The 16523-nt window shown below is 62.0% G+C and carries 14 protein-coding genes and 1 tRNA gene; 9 read left to right on the top strand and 6 right to left on the bottom strand.

Annotated elements, in window-relative coordinates; all coding sequences use genetic code 11:
• Positions 1-35: 35 nt before the first annotated feature.
• Positions 36-830 carry an ABC transporter permease gene (locus KIO74_RS08035; protein WP_213331515.1) on the bottom strand — a complete coding sequence of 265 codons (795 nt, stop codon included), beginning with the start codon at positions 828-830 and terminating at the stop codon, positions 36-38.
• Positions 831-843: 13 nt separating this feature from the next.
• The gene (locus tag KIO74_RS08030; protein ID WP_213331514.1) at positions 844-1836 is read right to left on the bottom strand and encodes an ABC transporter permease; all 993 of its coding nucleotides are present in this window, start codon (positions 1834-1836) and stop codon (positions 844-846) included.
• A gap of 131 nt (positions 1837-1967) precedes the next feature.
• Here KIO74_RS08030 and KIO74_RS08025 point away from each other — a divergent pair, with 131 nt between their 5' ends.
• Entirely contained in the window at positions 1968-2930 is a 963-nt protein-coding gene (locus tag KIO74_RS08025) for a LysR family transcriptional regulator (protein WP_213331513.1), read from the top strand.
• A 110-nt stretch (positions 2931-3040) separates the two neighbouring features.
• On the opposite strand, the gene KIO74_RS08020 is transcribed toward KIO74_RS08025, so the two are convergent.
• Positions 3041-3811, bottom strand: coding sequence for a GntR family transcriptional regulator (locus KIO74_RS08020; protein WP_213331512.1), 771 nt, complete (start codon positions 3809-3811; stop codon positions 3041-3043).
• A 189-nt stretch (positions 3812-4000) separates the two neighbouring features.
• On the opposite strand from KIO74_RS08020, the gene KIO74_RS08015 reads away from it, so the two are divergent.
• The 6 genes from KIO74_RS08015 (at position 4001) to KIO74_RS07990 (ending at position 10323) form a co-directional block, all read left to right on the top strand.
• Complete coding sequence (locus KIO74_RS08015; protein ID WP_213331511.1) at positions 4001-5044, top strand: ABC transporter substrate-binding protein; 1044 nt, start codon at positions 4001-4003, stop codon at positions 5042-5044.
• 17 nt (positions 5045-5061) lie between these two features.
• On the top strand, positions 5062-5901 hold the full coding sequence (locus tag KIO74_RS08010; RefSeq protein ID WP_213331510.1) for an ABC transporter permease: 840 nt from the start codon (positions 5062-5064) through the stop codon (positions 5899-5901).
• Entirely contained in the window at positions 5898-6698 is an 801-nt protein-coding gene (locus KIO74_RS08005; RefSeq protein ID WP_213331509.1) for an ABC transporter permease, read from the top strand. The genes KIO74_RS08010 and KIO74_RS08005 overlap by 4 nt, the downstream gene beginning before the upstream one ends.
• Positions 6699-6703: 5 nt before the next feature.
• On the top strand, positions 6704-7783 hold the full coding sequence (locus KIO74_RS08000; protein ID WP_213331508.1) for an ABC transporter ATP-binding protein: 1080 nt from the start codon (positions 6704-6706) through the stop codon (positions 7781-7783).
• Positions 7784-7943: 160 nt separating this feature from the next.
• Entirely contained in the window at positions 7944-8981 is a 1038-nt protein-coding gene (locus KIO74_RS07995; RefSeq protein ID WP_213331507.1) for a dipeptidase, read from the top strand.
• 316 nt (positions 8982-9297) lie between these two features.
• Positions 9298-10323 (top strand): IS110 family RNA-guided transposase, encoded by a 1026-nt coding sequence (locus KIO74_RS07990; protein WP_213331506.1) that lies wholly within the window; start codon positions 9298-9300, stop codon positions 10321-10323.
• Between the two features lie 606 nt (positions 10324-10929).
• Here KIO74_RS07990 and KIO74_RS07985 read toward each other — a convergent pair.
• The 3 genes from KIO74_RS07985 to KIO74_RS07975 all read right to left on the bottom strand — a co-directional run bounded on the left by KIO74_RS07985 (position 10930) and on the right by KIO74_RS07975 (position 12425).
• Entirely contained in the window at positions 10930-11445 is a 516-nt protein-coding gene (locus KIO74_RS07985; RefSeq protein ID WP_291979282.1) for a GNAT family N-acetyltransferase, read from the bottom strand.
• Positions 11446-11524: 79 nt separating this feature from the next.
• Positions 11525-12088 carry a helix-turn-helix domain-containing protein gene (locus tag KIO74_RS07980; protein ID WP_213331504.1) on the bottom strand — a complete coding sequence of 188 codons (564 nt, stop codon included), beginning with the start codon at positions 12086-12088 and terminating at the stop codon, positions 11525-11527.
• A gap of 261 nt (positions 12089-12349) precedes the next feature.
• Positions 12350-12425, bottom strand: a tRNA-Phe gene (locus KIO74_RS07975).
• 611 nt (positions 12426-13036) lie between these two features.
• Here KIO74_RS07975 and KIO74_RS07970 point away from each other — a divergent pair.
• Both KIO74_RS07970 and KIO74_RS07965 read left to right on the top strand, forming a co-directional pair.
• A complete protein-coding gene (locus tag KIO74_RS07970; protein ID WP_291956519.1) occupies positions 13037-14143 on the top strand; it encodes a glycosyltransferase family 4 protein in 1107 nt (368 codons plus the stop codon).
• A gap of 98 nt (positions 14144-14241) precedes the next feature.
• Positions 14242-16494: an amylo-alpha-1,6-glucosidase gene (locus KIO74_RS07965; RefSeq protein WP_213331502.1), complete on the top strand. Its 2253-nt coding sequence runs from the start codon at positions 14242-14244 to the stop codon at positions 16492-16494.
• Positions 16495-16523: the final 29 nt, after the last annotated feature.

Genomic DNA, 16523 nt, shown 5'->3' with positions numbered 1-16523 from the left:
TGTTCCCCTTGTTTTGATTTGGATGTGAACGGCCGTCAGCTCGCGAGCCTCGCGAGACTCAGGCCAAAGACCTTTTCGATGACGAGCACGAGAAGAAGAGCGAAGACGATCATCAGCGAGGCGATGGCCGCGATCGACGGATCGAAGGAACGCTCGATGACCGTGTAGAGATAAAGCGGCACTGGAAAATGATTGCCGTCGGCGAGCCACATCGAGATCGGATAGTCATCGAAGGAGACGATGAAGCAGAACGTGCCGCCGGCGAGGATGCCGGGGCGTACCTGCGGCCAGACAACACGGGTCGCGACAACATGCGGAGGAGCGCCAAGCACCGCGGCGGCGTCCTCGAGGTTGCGGTTGACCAGCTGGAGACTGGCCGACACGGAACGGATCACGTAGGGCAGGCACACCACCGTGTGGCCGATGACGAGCTGCATCATCGTGGCGCGCGATCCCAGCATCGCGAAGACCTGGAGAAGGGCCACGCCGGTGACGATCAGCGGCACAATCAGCGGCGAAAGGATGAGGCCGAGCACCGCATTCTGCCCAGGCACGCGGTAGCGCGTCAGCCCGAGTGCGCAGGGCAGGCCGAGAACCAGCGACACAAGCGTGACGATGGCGGCAAGCTTCAGGGAGAACAGGAAGCTGCCACGCGCCTCCGGGTTGGCCAGCACCTCGCCGTACCATTTCAGCGTGAAGCCCTGCGGCGGAAAGACGATGTAGGGCGTGTCCGAGACGGACATCATGACCGGCACCACGAGCGGGGCCACGACGAGTGCGAGGATGACGCCGACCGCGATCTTGAGCGGGAGGCTGACGGTATCGGTCATCGTGTGATCTCCCTCACCGGACGGGCGCCGTCCAGCGCGCGAAGCGCCGGCTGACGAGCTTGAGAAAGACGAGGTTCGACGCGAGCACGAGGGTGATCAGCAAGGTCGAGATCGCCGCGCCGAAGGGCCAGTCGTTGAGCGTCAGCATCTGCTGCTCGATCAGCGTCCCGAGCAGCGGCGAGAAATTGCCGCCGAGGATCTGCGGCGTGACATAGGCGGCTGCGCTCAGCGAGAAGACAAGCGAGGCGCCGACAGCGAGTCCCGGCAGGCTCAGCGGCAGGATCACGCGGGTGAGCACGGCGAGGCGCGTTGCGCCGGCCACGCGCGCCGCCTCCTCGACCGAACGGTCGATCCGGCCGATGGCGCCTGCGATCGGCATCACCATGAAGGGCAGATAGACATGCACGCAGGCGATCAGGACAGCCCATTCCGTGTAGAGCAGCACGGGCGGGTTGGTGATGCCGACAGCCTTCAGCACATAGGCCAGCGCGCCAGTCTTGTTGAGAATGGTCTGCCAGCCGTAGGAGCGCACCACCACATTCACCAGGAGCGGCGCGAGGATGGTGATGGTGACGAGGCGGGCGATGGTCTGGCCTCCGCGCGCGATCGCGATGGCGAGCGGATAGGCGAACAGCATCGCGAAAAGGCTGGTCATGAGCGCGATGCGTAGCGTGCGCATCAGGATGCGGAAATAGAGATCGGAGGAAAACAGCCGGACATAATTCTCGAACGTGAAACCCTCTATCATCACGCCGTCAGCGACCCGCGCCGTGAGGCTGAGATGGATCATCGTCAGCACGGGCCAGACGAACCAGACGCCAAGAAAAAGAACGGTCGGCGCGACCAGGAGATAGCCGGTGTAGCGCGTCCCCGCGACGATGCGCCAAAGCCTGTCCCCGAGAGGCGCGCCCACCGCGCCTACGCCCGGCGCATGCCCGATGGGCGCCCGAGATGGGTCGCCGCTGATGGCGCGGCTGGGCACGTCGATAGTCTCAACGCTGCTCATCGACAGGCCTCTGGAATCCGGCGAGGGCGGTTTGTCCCGATGATCTGATGTCCCATGCAGGGTCGACCACAAATGCGTTGCCGTCCAGCGCAGATTGAGCAACAGTCCATTCGAATAATTAGGATGGTCTGATGGCACGCGCCTCTCTGGTTCCCGCTTCTCTGCGCTATCTGCATCAGGTCGCGCGCTCGGGTTCTATTCAGAAAGCCGCCAAGGAGCTGAATGTTGCCGCCTCGGCGATTGACCGGCAGATCCTGCTGCTGGAGCGGGAACTGGATGTCGAGCTCTTTGAGCGCCTTCCGCGTGGCATGCGGCTCACGGCTGCCGGCGATGCGCTAGTGACGCTGGCGCGGCGCTGGCGGGACGACGAGCGCCGTGTCGCGGCCGACATCAAGCAGCTTCAGGGCGTCGATCAAGGGCACGTGCGGCTGGTGGCGATGGACAGCCACGCCAACGGCTTCCTGCCGCGTTTCATCGAGCGGATGGCTATCGAGCAGCCGCGCATCTCGCTGGAGGTGGAGATCGCCAGTCCGGATGATGCGCTCACCGCGTTGTTGGCCGGCAATGGCGATATCGCCGCCATTTTCAATCTGTCGCCGCGCCGCGATGTCCATGTGCACTGGAGCGCTGAACTGCCCTTCGGCTGCATCGTGGCTCCAACCCATGCGCTGGCGAGACATGAAACGGTGAGCCTGCAGGAAGTGGTCGCTCATCCCATCGCCCTGCAGAGCAAGGCGCTTATGATCCGCCGCTATCTCGACGCGCGCTACAGCTGGCTGTTCGCCGATCCGCAGAAGGCGCTGGTCACCAATTCCCTCCAGCTGGTCAAACAGCTCGCCCGCGGCGGGCGCTATGTCGCCTTCACATCCGAACTCGACGCGGCGCCGGAACTCACAGCCGGTTCATTGAAATTTCTGCCCGTGCGCGACAAGGGGGCCGAGCCGCAGACGGTCTCCATCGCCGCGGACGCGAGGAAACCGCTCTCGCGTATCGGCCGGATCGTGGCCAATCTCCTCGCCGACGAGATCCGCGCTTCCCTGAACAAGGCCCGCGAACCGGCGCAGGGCACTCCGCCACCGGCCGTTTCCGGGTAGCAAAAACCGCCAGGCGCTTAGAGCGTTTCAGCGCTCTAAGCTTTTTTGCTTCAAGCATAATCTTATCGATCCTCGTTCCAATCCGGTCGGATTATGCTCTAGGCGAGCATTCAACGGGTTTCCGTGCGGAACGCGAGGTCGGTCGTCACGCATCGGCTGACGCGCCATTCGATGGGCCGGTCATTGAAGCCGTAGATAAGCCGGTCGATCTCCAGCAGTGGAAACCCGCGCTGGACAAGAAGATGACTGGCCTCCGGTTCATCCGCGGCGACCGCCCGGAGGTCTTCCAGCGCGTCACGCACGAGGATCCCGTACTGTTGGCCAAAATGTTCGTAGAGGTGCGGCGGTAATTCATTGACTTTGCTTGGTTCCAGGTCCGGAAACATGGCAAAGGGCAGGGCCAGACGTTCCCAGATCACAGGCTGGTCGGCGAAGAAGCGTACTCGCTCGATTCGAATAACCTTGGCGCGCGCGCGCAGCTGCAGCCGCTCGGCCTCCTCTTTCCTCGCCTCGTCCTTGACGTGGCTGATCATGCGCGCGGTCGGAATTTCGCGCCGGCCATCGCGGCCGACGAGCCGTAGCAGATGCGACAACGCCCGGCTGTCATTATAGGTCGCGACGAAGGTGCCCTTCCCGTGGCGCCGCACGAGTTTCCCTTCCGAGACGAGCGTATCGAGCGTCTTCCGCAGCGTCCCCTGCGCAACGCCGTAGGCACTCGACAGAGCCTGTTCGGAGGGCAGGCTCGCGCCAGCAACCCACTCGCCCGACGCGATCCGTTCGAGCAAAGCCTCGCGGAGCCGCACATAAAGCGGCCTGCGATCGTTCGGATCGCTGTCGAAGGGCCTGTTGCGGCCTAGCATGGCATCTTCTCTCTCGGTCATGAGCAGATCTCCCCTCTGTCATGCATAGGAAAGCGGAAGCGCCACGTCCAGCCACATCGTCATTGACAATCAGAATTTCAACTCAGATAGTGTTATATAAGAGTAGAGGTCAGCGAGCGATCCGTTTGTCGGGCGCGCTCGGGCTGCCGTCAATAATCCACGGGAACATGAGAAGTTGGGAGTTTTGAGATGACGTTGAGCCGTCGCACGCTGATCGCGTCCTCGGTCATGGCAGGGGCCTGCGGCCTTTTCGCGAAGCCGGCGCTTGCCCAAAGCCGTAAGCTGGTTCTCGGTACATTCGGTGGTGTTTTCGAGACCGCGCTCAAGACGATGGGACCGGATATCGCCAAGGCCGGCTACGAGCTGGAGCTCGCTATCGGCTCGTCCCAGCTTACGCTGACCAAGCTCCAGGCCGCGCGGGAGCGCTCCCCCTTCGATGCCGTCATGATGACTGCGGAAGCGATGCTGACCGCGTCAGAGAAGGGGCTGCTGCGGCCCGTGACGGCGAAGGAGATCCCGGGCGTGGCAAGCATCCAGCCTCGTCTCCTGAAGCCGTTTGAAGTGCCCGACGGCTACGCATCGACGCCGTTGCATTGGAAGGCGCTTGGCATCCTCTGGCGCAAGGACCTCGTCCCCTTCGAGATCACGTCATGGCATGATCTATGGCGGCCGGAGCTCAAGGGGCGGATCAGTGTCCAGAACATGCCGACGCTTGGCGCAGCTTCAATACTGATCACAGCCGCGATCATCAACGGCGGCAGCGCCAGTAACCTTGAGCCCGGCTGGAAGGCCATGCAGGCCTTGCGGCCCAATATTCGCGATTTCTATGCGATTTCATCCAATGCGCTGACATCCCTTGTCGCCGGTGACACCTGGGCGACGGTCAACGTCGCGGATCTCGGCATACCGCTCGCATCCCGCAACGTGGTTGCGACGGTGCCGAAGGAGGGGGCGCCCTATTCTCCGGAAGGCCTTGGCTTCCCCAAGAATCCGCCGAGCGGAGACCTTGCTTTTGGCTTCGCTGATTTCATGCTCCAGCCACAGCAGCAGACGCAATGGGCCAGCCTCGCGAAGGTTGCTCCCTCGATCGCGATGGAGGTGCCCGCGTCCCTCAAGAGCGAGATCGTCGAAAACGACGCGATCCTCGGTAGTCTGCTCGACATCAACTTCCTTGAGATGGGGCAGCGCATGCCGGCGTGGGCCGATCGTTGGCGGAAAGAGATCGTCGGCTGAACGATCGCGAGCAGGTGATGTCAATGCACGCAAGCGCGACAAGGGATGGGCGGTTGGGCTGGCTCGCACTGCCGGGCTTTGCCCTGCTCGTGCCGTTCTTCGCCGCGCCTGTCGGTTTGCTGATCGCGACCAGTCTTCAGGGCGCCAGTTCCGAGGGTGGATGGAATTTCGCGAATTATCGCGAGATTCTGAGCAGCGGATACTATCTCGCCGCATTCGGAAGGACTTTGGGATTGGGCGTGGCGATCATGGCGCTGAGCGCGATCATTGGCCTGCCGCTCGCTTATTTCATGGTCCGTCATCCGAAATGGCAGACACCGCTGCTCGCGGCGCTCGCGGGGCCGCTGTTCGTCAACGTCGTCGCGAGACTCTATGGCTGGCAGTTGCTGTTGGCCGATAGTGGACCGATCAACGCGCTTGTTGGTCTGGTCATCCCGAATGCCGAGCCCATCCGCTTCACCGGTTCCATGCTTGGCGTCTGCATCGTGATGCTCCACGTCATGCTGCCGTATATGGTCTTTGCACTCTTCAACAGCATGCAGAGCGTTGAGGCGGCTGTGTGGGACGCCGCCGCGACCCTTGGTGCTGACAGTCTTGCCACCTTTCTGCGCGTGGCCGTTCCGCTCGCCGTACCGGGCCTCGTAACAGGGGCGATCCTCGTCTTCACCCTGGCCGTGTCCTCTTTCGTTGTGCCGGCGGTCATGGGAGGTGGCAAGGTGAACACCTTTCCAACCCTTGTCTACCTGGAGGCCATGGCGCTGAATTTCTCAATGGCGGCCGCAATCGCGATCTGCCTCATGGTGATCCTTCTGCCGCTGGGACGCCTGTCATCCCTGACAAAGCAGAGGACGTCATGAGAAGGCTGAGGCCGTGGATCGGTCCCCTTTATGCGATCCTTGTCATCGCGTTCCTGCTCTCTCCGCTGCTGATCGTGATCGTTGTTTCCTTCAGCGCGGACGAGTTCGTCGCCTTTCCACCGGCTGGCTTTTCGCTGCGCTGGTTCGAGGCGCTCCGCCATAACGAGGATATGCTCCGCGCCTTCCTGCTCAGCGCCGAGGTCGCGGCGCTGGCGGCCGCCATCGGCCTGGTGGTCGGGCTTCCAACTGCGCTGCTTCTCGTCCGTTATCGTTGGCGCGCCGACATGGCGCTGCGCGCCCTGGCGCTTGGGCCGCTCATTCTACCCGAAGTCCTGCTTGGGCTGGCGCTGCTCCAGTTCAGCGAGAGCGTGCTGCGACAGGCGCCACAGTTCTGGTATCTCGTTGTGGCTCATGGCCTGATCGTCCTGCCGTTCTGCGTGCAGATGATCTCAAACGCGCTGACCGGGCTCAATCTCGAAGTCGAGGATGCGGCGCAGACGCTGGGTGCGACACCTCTTCAAACATTCTGGCTCGTGACCTTGCCCAGCCTCCGCAACGGCGTAGCTTCGGCTTTGCTGCTGAGCTTCATTTTCTCGTTCGACAATGTCGCGATATCGCTGTTCCTGACGTCACCCGGGCTCGCGACACTGCCGATCCGGATGTATGAGCATGCAACTTACAGTAGCGATCCCTTGCTTGCCGCAATCTCGGCCGTCCTGATCGTTCTCGGCATGGCCTTCATGCTGCTCATCGGCCGCTTGCGCGGTTTCGGCAACGTTGCCCAGTCCTCACGGTAGTTCCGATGTCGTTTGTGTCCATCCAAGGTATCGAGAAGCGCTTCGCCGCCAACGCCGGCGTTGAGGATATCGATCTGAACATCGAGAAAGGGGAGGCGCTTTGCCTGCTCGGAGCAAGCGGCTGCGGCAAGACAACCTTGCTGCGGTTGATCGCTGGACTGCTCCTGCCCGACAAGGGGCGCATCCACATCGACGGTCGCGATGTCACAGATCTGCCGACTTGCAGGCGCGGGATCGGCATGGTCTTTCAGACATGGGCTTTGTTTCCCCATCTCACGGTCTGGAAGAACATCGAGTTCGGCCTCAAGCTGCAACACGTTGACGCCGCCGGCCGCAAGCGCCGCGTCGGCGCCATGCTTGACCTCATCGGCCTTCCCACCCTGGCCGATCGCATGCCGCGGCAACTCAGCGGCGGCCAGCAGCAGCGCGTCGCGCTGGCGCGCGCCCTTGCGACCAATCCCGGTGTTCTGCTGCTTGATGAGCCCATGAGCAGCCTCGATTTCAATACGCGCCTGCAGTTGCGACAGGAATTACGGAGCCTTCAGAGAGATCTCGGCGTCACCGCGATCTACGTGACGCATGACTACAGCGAGGCTCTCGCAGTTGCTGACCGCACCGCACTGATGCGCGATGGCGTCATCGTCGAGCAGGGGCCAACCAGACAGCTTTTCGAGAAGCCGAAGACGAGCTTCGCGGCTTCGTTTCTCGGCTTGCACAATGTTCTCGAGGGGCGCGTCATCGGCCGCTCGGGGGAAAACTGGCAGGTTCGGCTCGGCACGTCTCTTGCTCTCGATACCCGGTTGGACGCCGAGGATGCGCGTGATCTGCAGATCGGTGACGATATCCTGCTCGGCTTTGATCAATGGTCGGCTGAGATGCGCCTCGGAGATCAGGGCAGGGCAGGGCTCGGAGGCGTTGTCGCCGCGAGCGCCGTCGAGCATGGCCATGTCCGCCTGGCTGTAACCCTCGACGGCGGCCTGGGAACCTTCCAGCATCGCCTGCCTGGTCTCACGGACGTTGCGCTCGGTTCGCGTTGTGCGTTGCTCCTCGATGGCGCGCGTGCCTGGCGGCTGAGAAAGCGCTGAAGCATCGGACCAAAAACTGCCCATGGCCTTGCGCTGGGGCTTTCTTGCTGTGCTGGCCTCCGGCTCGGGGGGAGACCGGTGCTGAAACGAAGGAATTGAGCGGCCTCTCCGATACCGTCACAGCTCGCCGCTCTATGCGCGTGTCGCAGGAGAAATACCCATGATCGAACAAGCCACTGTGGCAGCCGCCGCAGACCTTCCCATCCACCGCGACAATCTCGTCTGGAATGCCTGCGACACCACATCGCTACGCTATGGCGACGACGTCTGGGTCAGGAAACTGCAGCGCTCGGGCGTCTCCGCCTGTCTGCACACGGTCGCAGTCGATGAAAGCCCTGCTCAGGCGCTGAAGGAAGCAGCGATCTGGCGGCGCTTCTACGACGAGCATCCTGCGCTGCGCATCGGGCTGAACGCTGAGGACGCCCGCGAGGCGAAGGCCGCCGGGCAGATCGCCATGTATATGCATTGGCAGGGGATAGGCCCGCTGGGGGGCGATCTCGATCTGCTCGACGCGTTTCATGCCCTCGGCCTGCGGGTTGTGCAGCCCACCTATCAATACCGCAACCTGGCGGGTGACGGTTGCGGAGAGCGCGTCCAGTCCGGGCTCAGCCGTTTTGGTGTCAATCTCGTCGATCGCTGCAACAAGCTTGGCGTCGCGCTGGACGTTTCCCATGTCGGCGACATCACGTCGATGGAAATCGTCGAGATGTCACGCGCGCCGGTGATGGCGACGCACGTTGGCGTCCGTGCGATCAATAATACGGTACGAAACAAGCCCGACGATCTGATCAAGGCGATCGCCAAGGGCGGTGGCCTGATCGGGATCGCTGGGAAGTCCGGCTTTCTACGTGCGGATGGCCTGTCGGCAGGGTCAAATCTGGACGATTACATCGCGCATATGAAGCATATATGCGATCTTGTTGGTCCCGATTATGTCGCGATCGGCACCGACGTGTCTGATGACAGGCGTTATACGCCGGAATTTCTAAGCGATTTCCATCGGAATTTTCCGGAGGTGGCGATCATTGGTGACAGCCTCGACGCGTCGCTCATGCATCCGGCCGGTCTCAAGAACCCGGGCGAACTCGCGAATGTCACCGAAGCCCTTTTGCGGCATGGCTTCTCAGACGAAGATGTCGTCAAGATTATCGGTGGGAACGTTGAGCGCGTGCTGAAGCAGGCTCTGCAGCCCTGCTAGCAGCTCTTTTCGATCGGACGTCAATACTTCGGCCTATATCTGAATGAATACGCTGGATTGCCCAGACCGATCGGCCCTCAGTCAGGCGTTGATAGCGATCCACAGCGGAAAATGCTGTGGATCGAGTGACGCCACTCTTCCTATCTTACGTGCAGATAATCGCTTTGCTGTTCCCAAGGGGAAGATCCCTCGTTCAGCCAGCAGCTCAATAAAAAAGATCGGGTTGTTGGGGCCCCGGCCTGCTCCCAGTTGGCAGATGACGGGAGAGAGGTTTTCTGGGCAGGCTCCATCGGTTCAACCGGTCAGGAGACCTGCCATGGAGCTGTTCGTCGGTCTTGATGTGTCTGTTCGCACCACCAGCGTCTGCGTCATGGACGCCGGTGGCAAGCTGATCCGGGAGAGCAAGGTCGAGAGCGATCCGGAGGCGATTGCCGAGGTACTTGACGCGATCGGCGGTCCCTACAAGCGCGTCGGCCTCGAGGCCGGGCCGCTGTCGCAGTGGCTCTACAGCGGCCTGGCGGCTGCTGGTTATCCTGTGATCTGCGTCGAGACGCGGCACATGAAGGCCGCGCTCTCGGCGCAGATCAACAAGACCGATCGCAACGATGCCCGCGGCATCGCGCAGATGATGCGGGTCGGGCTCTACAAGCCGGTGCACGTCAAGACGGTCCGCAGCCAGGAGATCCGGATGCTCCTGACGGCGCGCAAGTTCGTGCAGACGAAGGTCCTCGACGCCGAGAACAATTTGCGCGGCCTGCTGCGCAACTTCGGCCTCAAGGTGGGCGCCGTGACGCGTCTGCAGTGCGAGCGGCGCATCGTCGAGCTGCTCGAACAGTCCCCGCATCTGCGGCTGATCATCGAGCCGCTTCTCGAGGTGCGACGGGTGCTGCGGGAGCAGTTCCAGCAGTTGCACAGGGCGATGGGGCGCTTGGCCGAGAGTGACGAGACCTGCAAACTGCTGATGACGGCGCCCGGCGTCGGGCCGATGGTAGCGCTGAGCTTCCGAGCCGGCGTCGACGAACCGGCCCGTTTCGGCCGATCTCGATCCGTGCCAGCCCATTTCGGGCTGACGCCCTCCCGCTATCAATCGGGAGAGATCGATCGCGATCGCGGCATCTCGAAGTGTGGTGATGCCGGCATCCGCTGGGTCCTGGTCGAGGCCGCCGGGATCGTGCTGCGGGTCTCGAAGAAGAGTTCGCCACTGAAGACCTGGGGGCTTGCCGTCGCCCGCCGGCGCGGCATGGCAAAGGCGACCATAGCTGTCGCCCGGCGCCTGGCTGTCATCCTGCACCGGATGTGGGTCGACAACACGCCATTTCGCTGGGAGGCCGAGGCCGCCTGAACCCGGCGAAGAGTTCCGCGTCGCCGCGCGGAGAGAGGTCCCGTCCAGGGACGAGTGGGTAGGTAAGCTCGTGGGCGCCTTGAACGTCACTCATCTGATCAGTTCGCAAAAAAGATTGAGCTGCCTTTCCATCCGACCCGATCATGAAGCGGCCGCCGTGCCGACTTCGTAGAGAAGCCAGACTCCTGGCGGGATCTCGTCAGCGCGCAGCAAACATGCCGCGGCACGCTCGCAATCCAAGCAGATCACAGTCAGCGCCGAGCTCTGCGCCCGGCGTAAGGGAGCCTTTGCTTGACGCCGCCCGCCCCAAAAGAGAAGGCACCCCTCACGGCGCCCGCGACACCCGTGGTCAAGGATCAGTCGGCCAACAACGCCGCGGGCCGCGCTCCAAATGCGTTGCGTGGACCGCAAAGAATATGAGTAAAAGACAATTAACTGTTGATTAAGACAAATTTTAAAACAATTTTGGCAATTATATTATCGTTAAATGAATTTAGTTTATGGAGACTAATACGTTGTGGAATATATATATTCTCCAAATTTAAGAAGAGCATCCCTCGATCAACGGGGCTCCCGAGTCGGTGGTCCCAGCTTGCATCTCACACGTCATTCAGCCTCGGGCGCCTCCGAAGAGAGGGTAAGCTGGAGAAAGGCCAGATCGAGCCAGCGACCGAACTTGGTGCCGACCTCTTTCAAATGCCCCACCTTCTCGAAGCCAAGCTTTTTGTGAAGACGGAGAGATGCTGCGTTTTCAGCCTCAATTCCCGCGACCATGACGTGCTTTCCGCAATCGCGAGCCCGCGCGATCAGCGTTTTCATCAGTGCCTCACCAATGCCCTTTCCACGCTGATCGTTGCGAACATAGATGGAGTGTTCGACAGTATGTCGATAGCCGTCCCAGGCTCGCCAATCGCCAAATGAAGCGTAGCCGACGACTTCGCCGTCGCCGCCGACCGCGACGAGCACAGGGTAGCCCGCCTTGTTGCGATCACTGAGCCACATCGTCCTGTTGGGTTCATCGACCTCGACGTCGTTCCAGATCGCCGTCGTATTCAAAACGGCGTCGTTGTATATCCGGGTGATGCCGGGAATGTCGACGATGCCCGCGTCGCGAATGTCCACCTTGCGCTTCCATCCTCTATAGTGACGATTTTGTCTATCATAGTGGATATATCGTCGCAAGAATATCCGGTTGTAAATCTCATTGAGTGGATAGTACGGCCACCAGATAGGCGCAGTCCTCTGCGCTCTCATTGACGAAGACGCAGTCCGTGGGGGCTCCGAGTTCGAGGCAGTCTCCAGCGGCCATGTGATGGCGGACGCCCCCTTCCACGAAGGTCAGTTCACCCGTTAGAACGTGAATGAGCTGACGCAGGAAGGCAAACGCGGACCGGGGCATCGGAACCTCCTTGCCGGGAGGCAGCGTCACATGCACCAGCTCGAGAGGAAGATCTGATCGAGGGGAGATCTGACGCCGCAAGTAGCCAGTCTCCGGGTCGGTCCATACGGGCTGGTCAGATGCCCTGAGAAGTCGGCCCTGGTTCGTTTCCGCGCGAGCGATCAAAGTGGAGATAGTGAGCCCAAAAGCCCCCGAGAGCTTTCCGAGAAGATTGGCGGTTGGGCTGCTTTCGCCCCGTTCGATCTTATGAATCATGGCACGGGAAACAGAGGCGCGCTCAGCTAGCTCCGTGAGCGACCAGCCACGGCTTTCGCGCTCAAGTTTGATCCGGGAACCCAGGTTCGCGTTGAGGTTATCCGTGCTCATGCCGTCACTATAGTAGACTGGCGGTCTTGTTTCCAGAAACAAGAAGGGGCGATGGACTTACCCGCATCTCCGGCATCTCGGCCTGGAACTGGACCATGCCCCGCCCACGGTGGAGTTCTCACGAGTTCCCAAATCCGGCCTGCGCGAAAAGTGACGTCCTAAACGGAATGGGGAGTTTTACGGCCGAAAAGTTGGGAAAGGGAAATCGTCTCTTTCCCATCTGTGAGAGAAGACATCCAACTCATTGATTTATAAGGGAAATGGTGCCCGGGGGCGGAATCGAACCACCGACACTGCGATTTTCAGTCGCATGCTCTACCAACTGAGCTACCCGGGCGCTGCTGTTGTTTCGAGCAGGTCGAAACGCAGAACGTAGTGGGGCTTATAGAGAGGCTCTTTCGTGCTGTCCAGAGGTAGAATGCGATCTTCACACAAGACCCTCGTGGCGTACTCACGCGCTGTGGATGGCGCGTCCCCTAGTCACGCTGATGGGCGGATGTGTGTCAGGCTATCCGCTGGAAGCGCTGGGAAGCTCTCCCGTTGCTCCCCAGCGGGCGCGTGTCGGTGCGCTTCACGGCCCAGGACTGACGCGCTCTTCCGCCGGGCCGCCTAGCTGTTCAGTCCCAGCATGTCATGGCTTGGCTGACGGTTGAACAGCTCGGGCTTTTGAGGGCAGATGCGCGTGAGGGGCTCGACCGCCGTTCGCCACCGCGTAACTGAAGCGTTTTGCGGTTGGGTAAGCCGTCCGTGGCCAGCTCCGCGCAAAGCTTGGTCCCTGCTTTTTTTGCTGTTCGGCAGGGATCCGATCGCGCTGCCGCGCATTAACTGTCCATGGTGGCAGCCCCGGGGGGCGCGCGCGTTCTGCGCCAGGAAACTCACGCCATGAGCACAGCTATCGAAGGTTCCGCGCCAACATTTCTGCCTCGTCCTGTCCACAACACATCTTCCATCGACGGCAAGCCTCTCCGGATCGCCCAGATCGCTCCACTCGCCGAATGTTGTCCTCCACGCTTGTATGGCGGCACGGAGCGGATCGTGTCCTTTCTGACAGAGGAGCTGGTGCGGCTGGGGCACGATGTCACGCTGTTCGCCAGTGGCGATTCGCGCACCAGGGCGAAGCTCGTGCCTTGCACCGACATGGCGCTGCGATTGAATCCCGCGGTTCGCGATCCCATCCCTTATCACATGATCATGCTTGATCAGGTGCGACGTCGGGCCGAGGAGTTTGATATCCTGCATTTTCATGTCGATGTGCTGCACGCTCCCTTGGTCAGCGCTTTCGCGAGCCGCACGGTGACCACGCTGCATGGGCGACTCGACCTGCCGGATCTCGTGCCCTTCTATCGGGCCTTCCCCGAGTTGCCGCTCATCTCGATCTCCGATGCCCAGCGCCGGCCGATGCCACCGGTGAACTGGGTCGGCACGGTGCCCCATGGAGTGCCCGTCGATAGGCTGCCGTTTGTCTCCGAACCGGCGGGCGACTATCTCGCGTTCCTGGGGCGCATATCCCCCGAGAAACGTCCTGATCGCGCGATCGCGATCGCCGCGGGTTCGGGAATGCCTCTCAAGATCGCAGCCAAGGTGGACAAGGTCGATCAGGCCTACTGGGACGAAGTCATCGCGCCGTTGATCGCAGTCCATCCCAATGTGAGCTTCATCGGGGAAATCAACGACGAACAGAAACCTGCATTCCTTGGCAACGCGCGAGCTCTGCTCTTTCCCATTGATTGGCCGGAGCCTTTTGGTCTCGTGATGATCGAGGCGATGGCTTGCGGCACACCCGTCATTGCTTTTGGCAGTGGCTCCGTGCCCGAGGTGATTGACGACGGTGTCAGCGGGTTTATCGTGCATGACGTGGATCAGGCCGTTGAGGCGGTCAGCCATCTCAATCACCTGAGCCGGAGCCGGGTTCGGGAGACTTTCCTGCGCCGTTTCACGGTGGAACATATGGCCCGTGCCTATGTGACAATTTACCGGGGCCTCCTGGAAAACAGCCCCGGGGAGGCGCAGCCATCTCCGCCGCTAAGGGATGTGCCATTACAGGTTGTCGCCTGACGGTGGCAACGCCGCAAGGTCGGTGGTCGCGCCGTCGCATCAGCTCCGACGACGCGAGCTCCGGCCTTAAGGATGGATGATGACAGCGGACGAGCGTCATGCAGACAAGGACGGCTGAGATAGCGGCGCATGCGTCCGCACCGTTGAATGTGGGCGATGCACCGCTCGCCCAGTTCTTCATTCCAGCGGCGGCCTCCCTCCAGGAGCGACGGCCGCGCACCCTGAAACACGGCGACACCTTCGCCGTTTTCGATCACAACGGCGATGCGCTTGCAGGCCCGGGAAGTCCAGAGGGCGTCTATCACCGCGACACGCGCCATCTGTCGCACTTCTTTCTCACGATGGGCGGCGTGAGGCCGATGCTATTATCTTCGACCTTGCGCGACGATAATGCCTCGCTGACCTGCGATCTCACCAATCCCGACCTCTATGATGATACTGGCCGGCTGGTTCTTGGCCATGATCTCATCCATGTCAGGCGGTCGCGTTTCCTCTGGAACGGCGCCTGTTTCGAGCGTCTCTCCGTCCGCAATTTCGACGAGCGCCATCGCAAGGTGCGCATTGAGATCGCCTTTGCGGCGGATTTCGCCGATATCTTCGAGGTCCGCGGAACCAGGCGCGGGAGGCGTGGCCACGACCACCCGGCGGAGATCACGCCTCGCTCCGTGACGCTTGCCTATACCGGCCTTGATGCCCGCCGGCGCGATACCAGCCTTCATTTCGACCCCGCCCCGGTCGTGCTGACATCATCGCTGGCCGTGTTCGAGTTTTCGCTGGCACCGCGCGAGGCACAACTCGCCTTCATCGAAATCCTTTGCGATGGCGGCCGCCATCGCGGGGGGCAGGCGGCAGGCGAGGCGTCTGCCGGCCATCACGATACCCGCCGGGCCTTCTTCATGGCCTTGCGCGATGCGCGACGGTCGCTGCGGATTTCATCGTCCCGCGCCGCGACCGTCGCGACCTCAAACGAGATATGCAACGAGGCGGTCCGTCGCAGCGTGTCCGATCTCTACATGCTGGTCACCGACACGCCGGAGGGGCCCTTTCCCTATGCCGGCATCCCCTGGTTCAGTACTGTGTTCGGCCGTGATGCGCTGATCACCGCGCTGGAGATGCTATGGCTCGATCCTAATGTCGCCCGCGGGGTGCTCTGTCATCTCGCCGCCAATCAGGCCACCCGGCACGATCCGGTCGCGGACGCCGAGCCCGGGAAGATCTTGCATGAGCTGCGCCAGGGCGAGATGGCGGAACTCGGTGAAGTGCCGTTCCGGCGCTACTACGGCAGTGTCGATTCCACGCCGCTCTTCGTCATGCTGGCCGGTGCCTATTTCGAACGGACCGGCGATCTCGGCATCATGACAAAGCTCTGGCCGCATATCGACGCGGCGCTGAAATGGATCGAGACCGACGGTGATCGCGACGGCGACGGTTTCGTGGAGTACGGCCGGCGCACCGCCGACGGGCTGATCAACCAGGGCTGGAAGGATAGCCACGATTCCATCTTCCACGCCGATGGCACCTTGGCCTCGGGCCCCATCGCGCTTGTGGAGGTCCAGGCTTACGTCTACGGCGCCTGGCAGGCCGCGGCGCGCGTTGCCCGGGCGCTCGGTTACGGGCGCCGCGCGCAAGAGTTCAATGACAAGGCGCGCATGCTGCGCATGCGTTTTGACGAGAGCTTCTTCGATGAGGAGCTCTCAACCTACGTGCTCGCGCTCGACGGGCATAAAAGTCCCTGCCGCGTGCGGGCCTCCAACGCCGGTCATGCGCTCTTCACGGGCATTGCGTTGCCCGAGCGGGCGCCTCTCGTCGTCGAAACGCTGATGGCGCGCTCGTCGTTTTCGGGTTGGGGCGTACGCACGGTCGCATCCACCGAGGCGCGCTACAATCCCATGAGTTACCACAATGGTTCTGTCTGGCCCCATGACAATGCGATTGTCGCGGCCGGCTTCGCCCGCTACGGCTTCCGTGCTCAGGCGGCCCGGATCTTCGAAGGGCTGTTTTCCACGTCCCTGTACATTGATCATCGCCGGCTGCCCGAGCTGTTCTGCGGTTTTCCGCGCCAGCGCAGCCGGGGCCCCACATTCTATCCGGTTGCCTGTATTCCTCAGGCCTGGGCGGCGGCGGCGCCCCTGTCGCTGATCCAGTCGTGCCTTGGGCTTGGTTTCAACATGGACGAACGCGAGACGGTCTTCGATGAGCCGGCGCTTCCCGATTTCCTCGACGAGGTCACCTTGCGCCGTCTCGCGGTGGGCGAGGGATCGGTGGACGTCGCCTTGCGCCGGGCAGGGCATCAGGTCGTCGTCAATGTGCTCTCTCGCCGGGGAGACGTCCGTGTCCTGACGCGCAGTTGAACCCCGGCATGTCTTCGCGTGGCCGCGAC

The organism is Chelatococcus sp. HY11 (genome assembly GCF_018398335.1).
In the GTDB taxonomy this organism is placed as follows: Bacteria; Pseudomonadota; Alphaproteobacteria; order Rhizobiales; family Beijerinckiaceae; genus Chelatococcus.
This window is presented reverse-complemented; position numbering and strand designations above follow the sequence as displayed.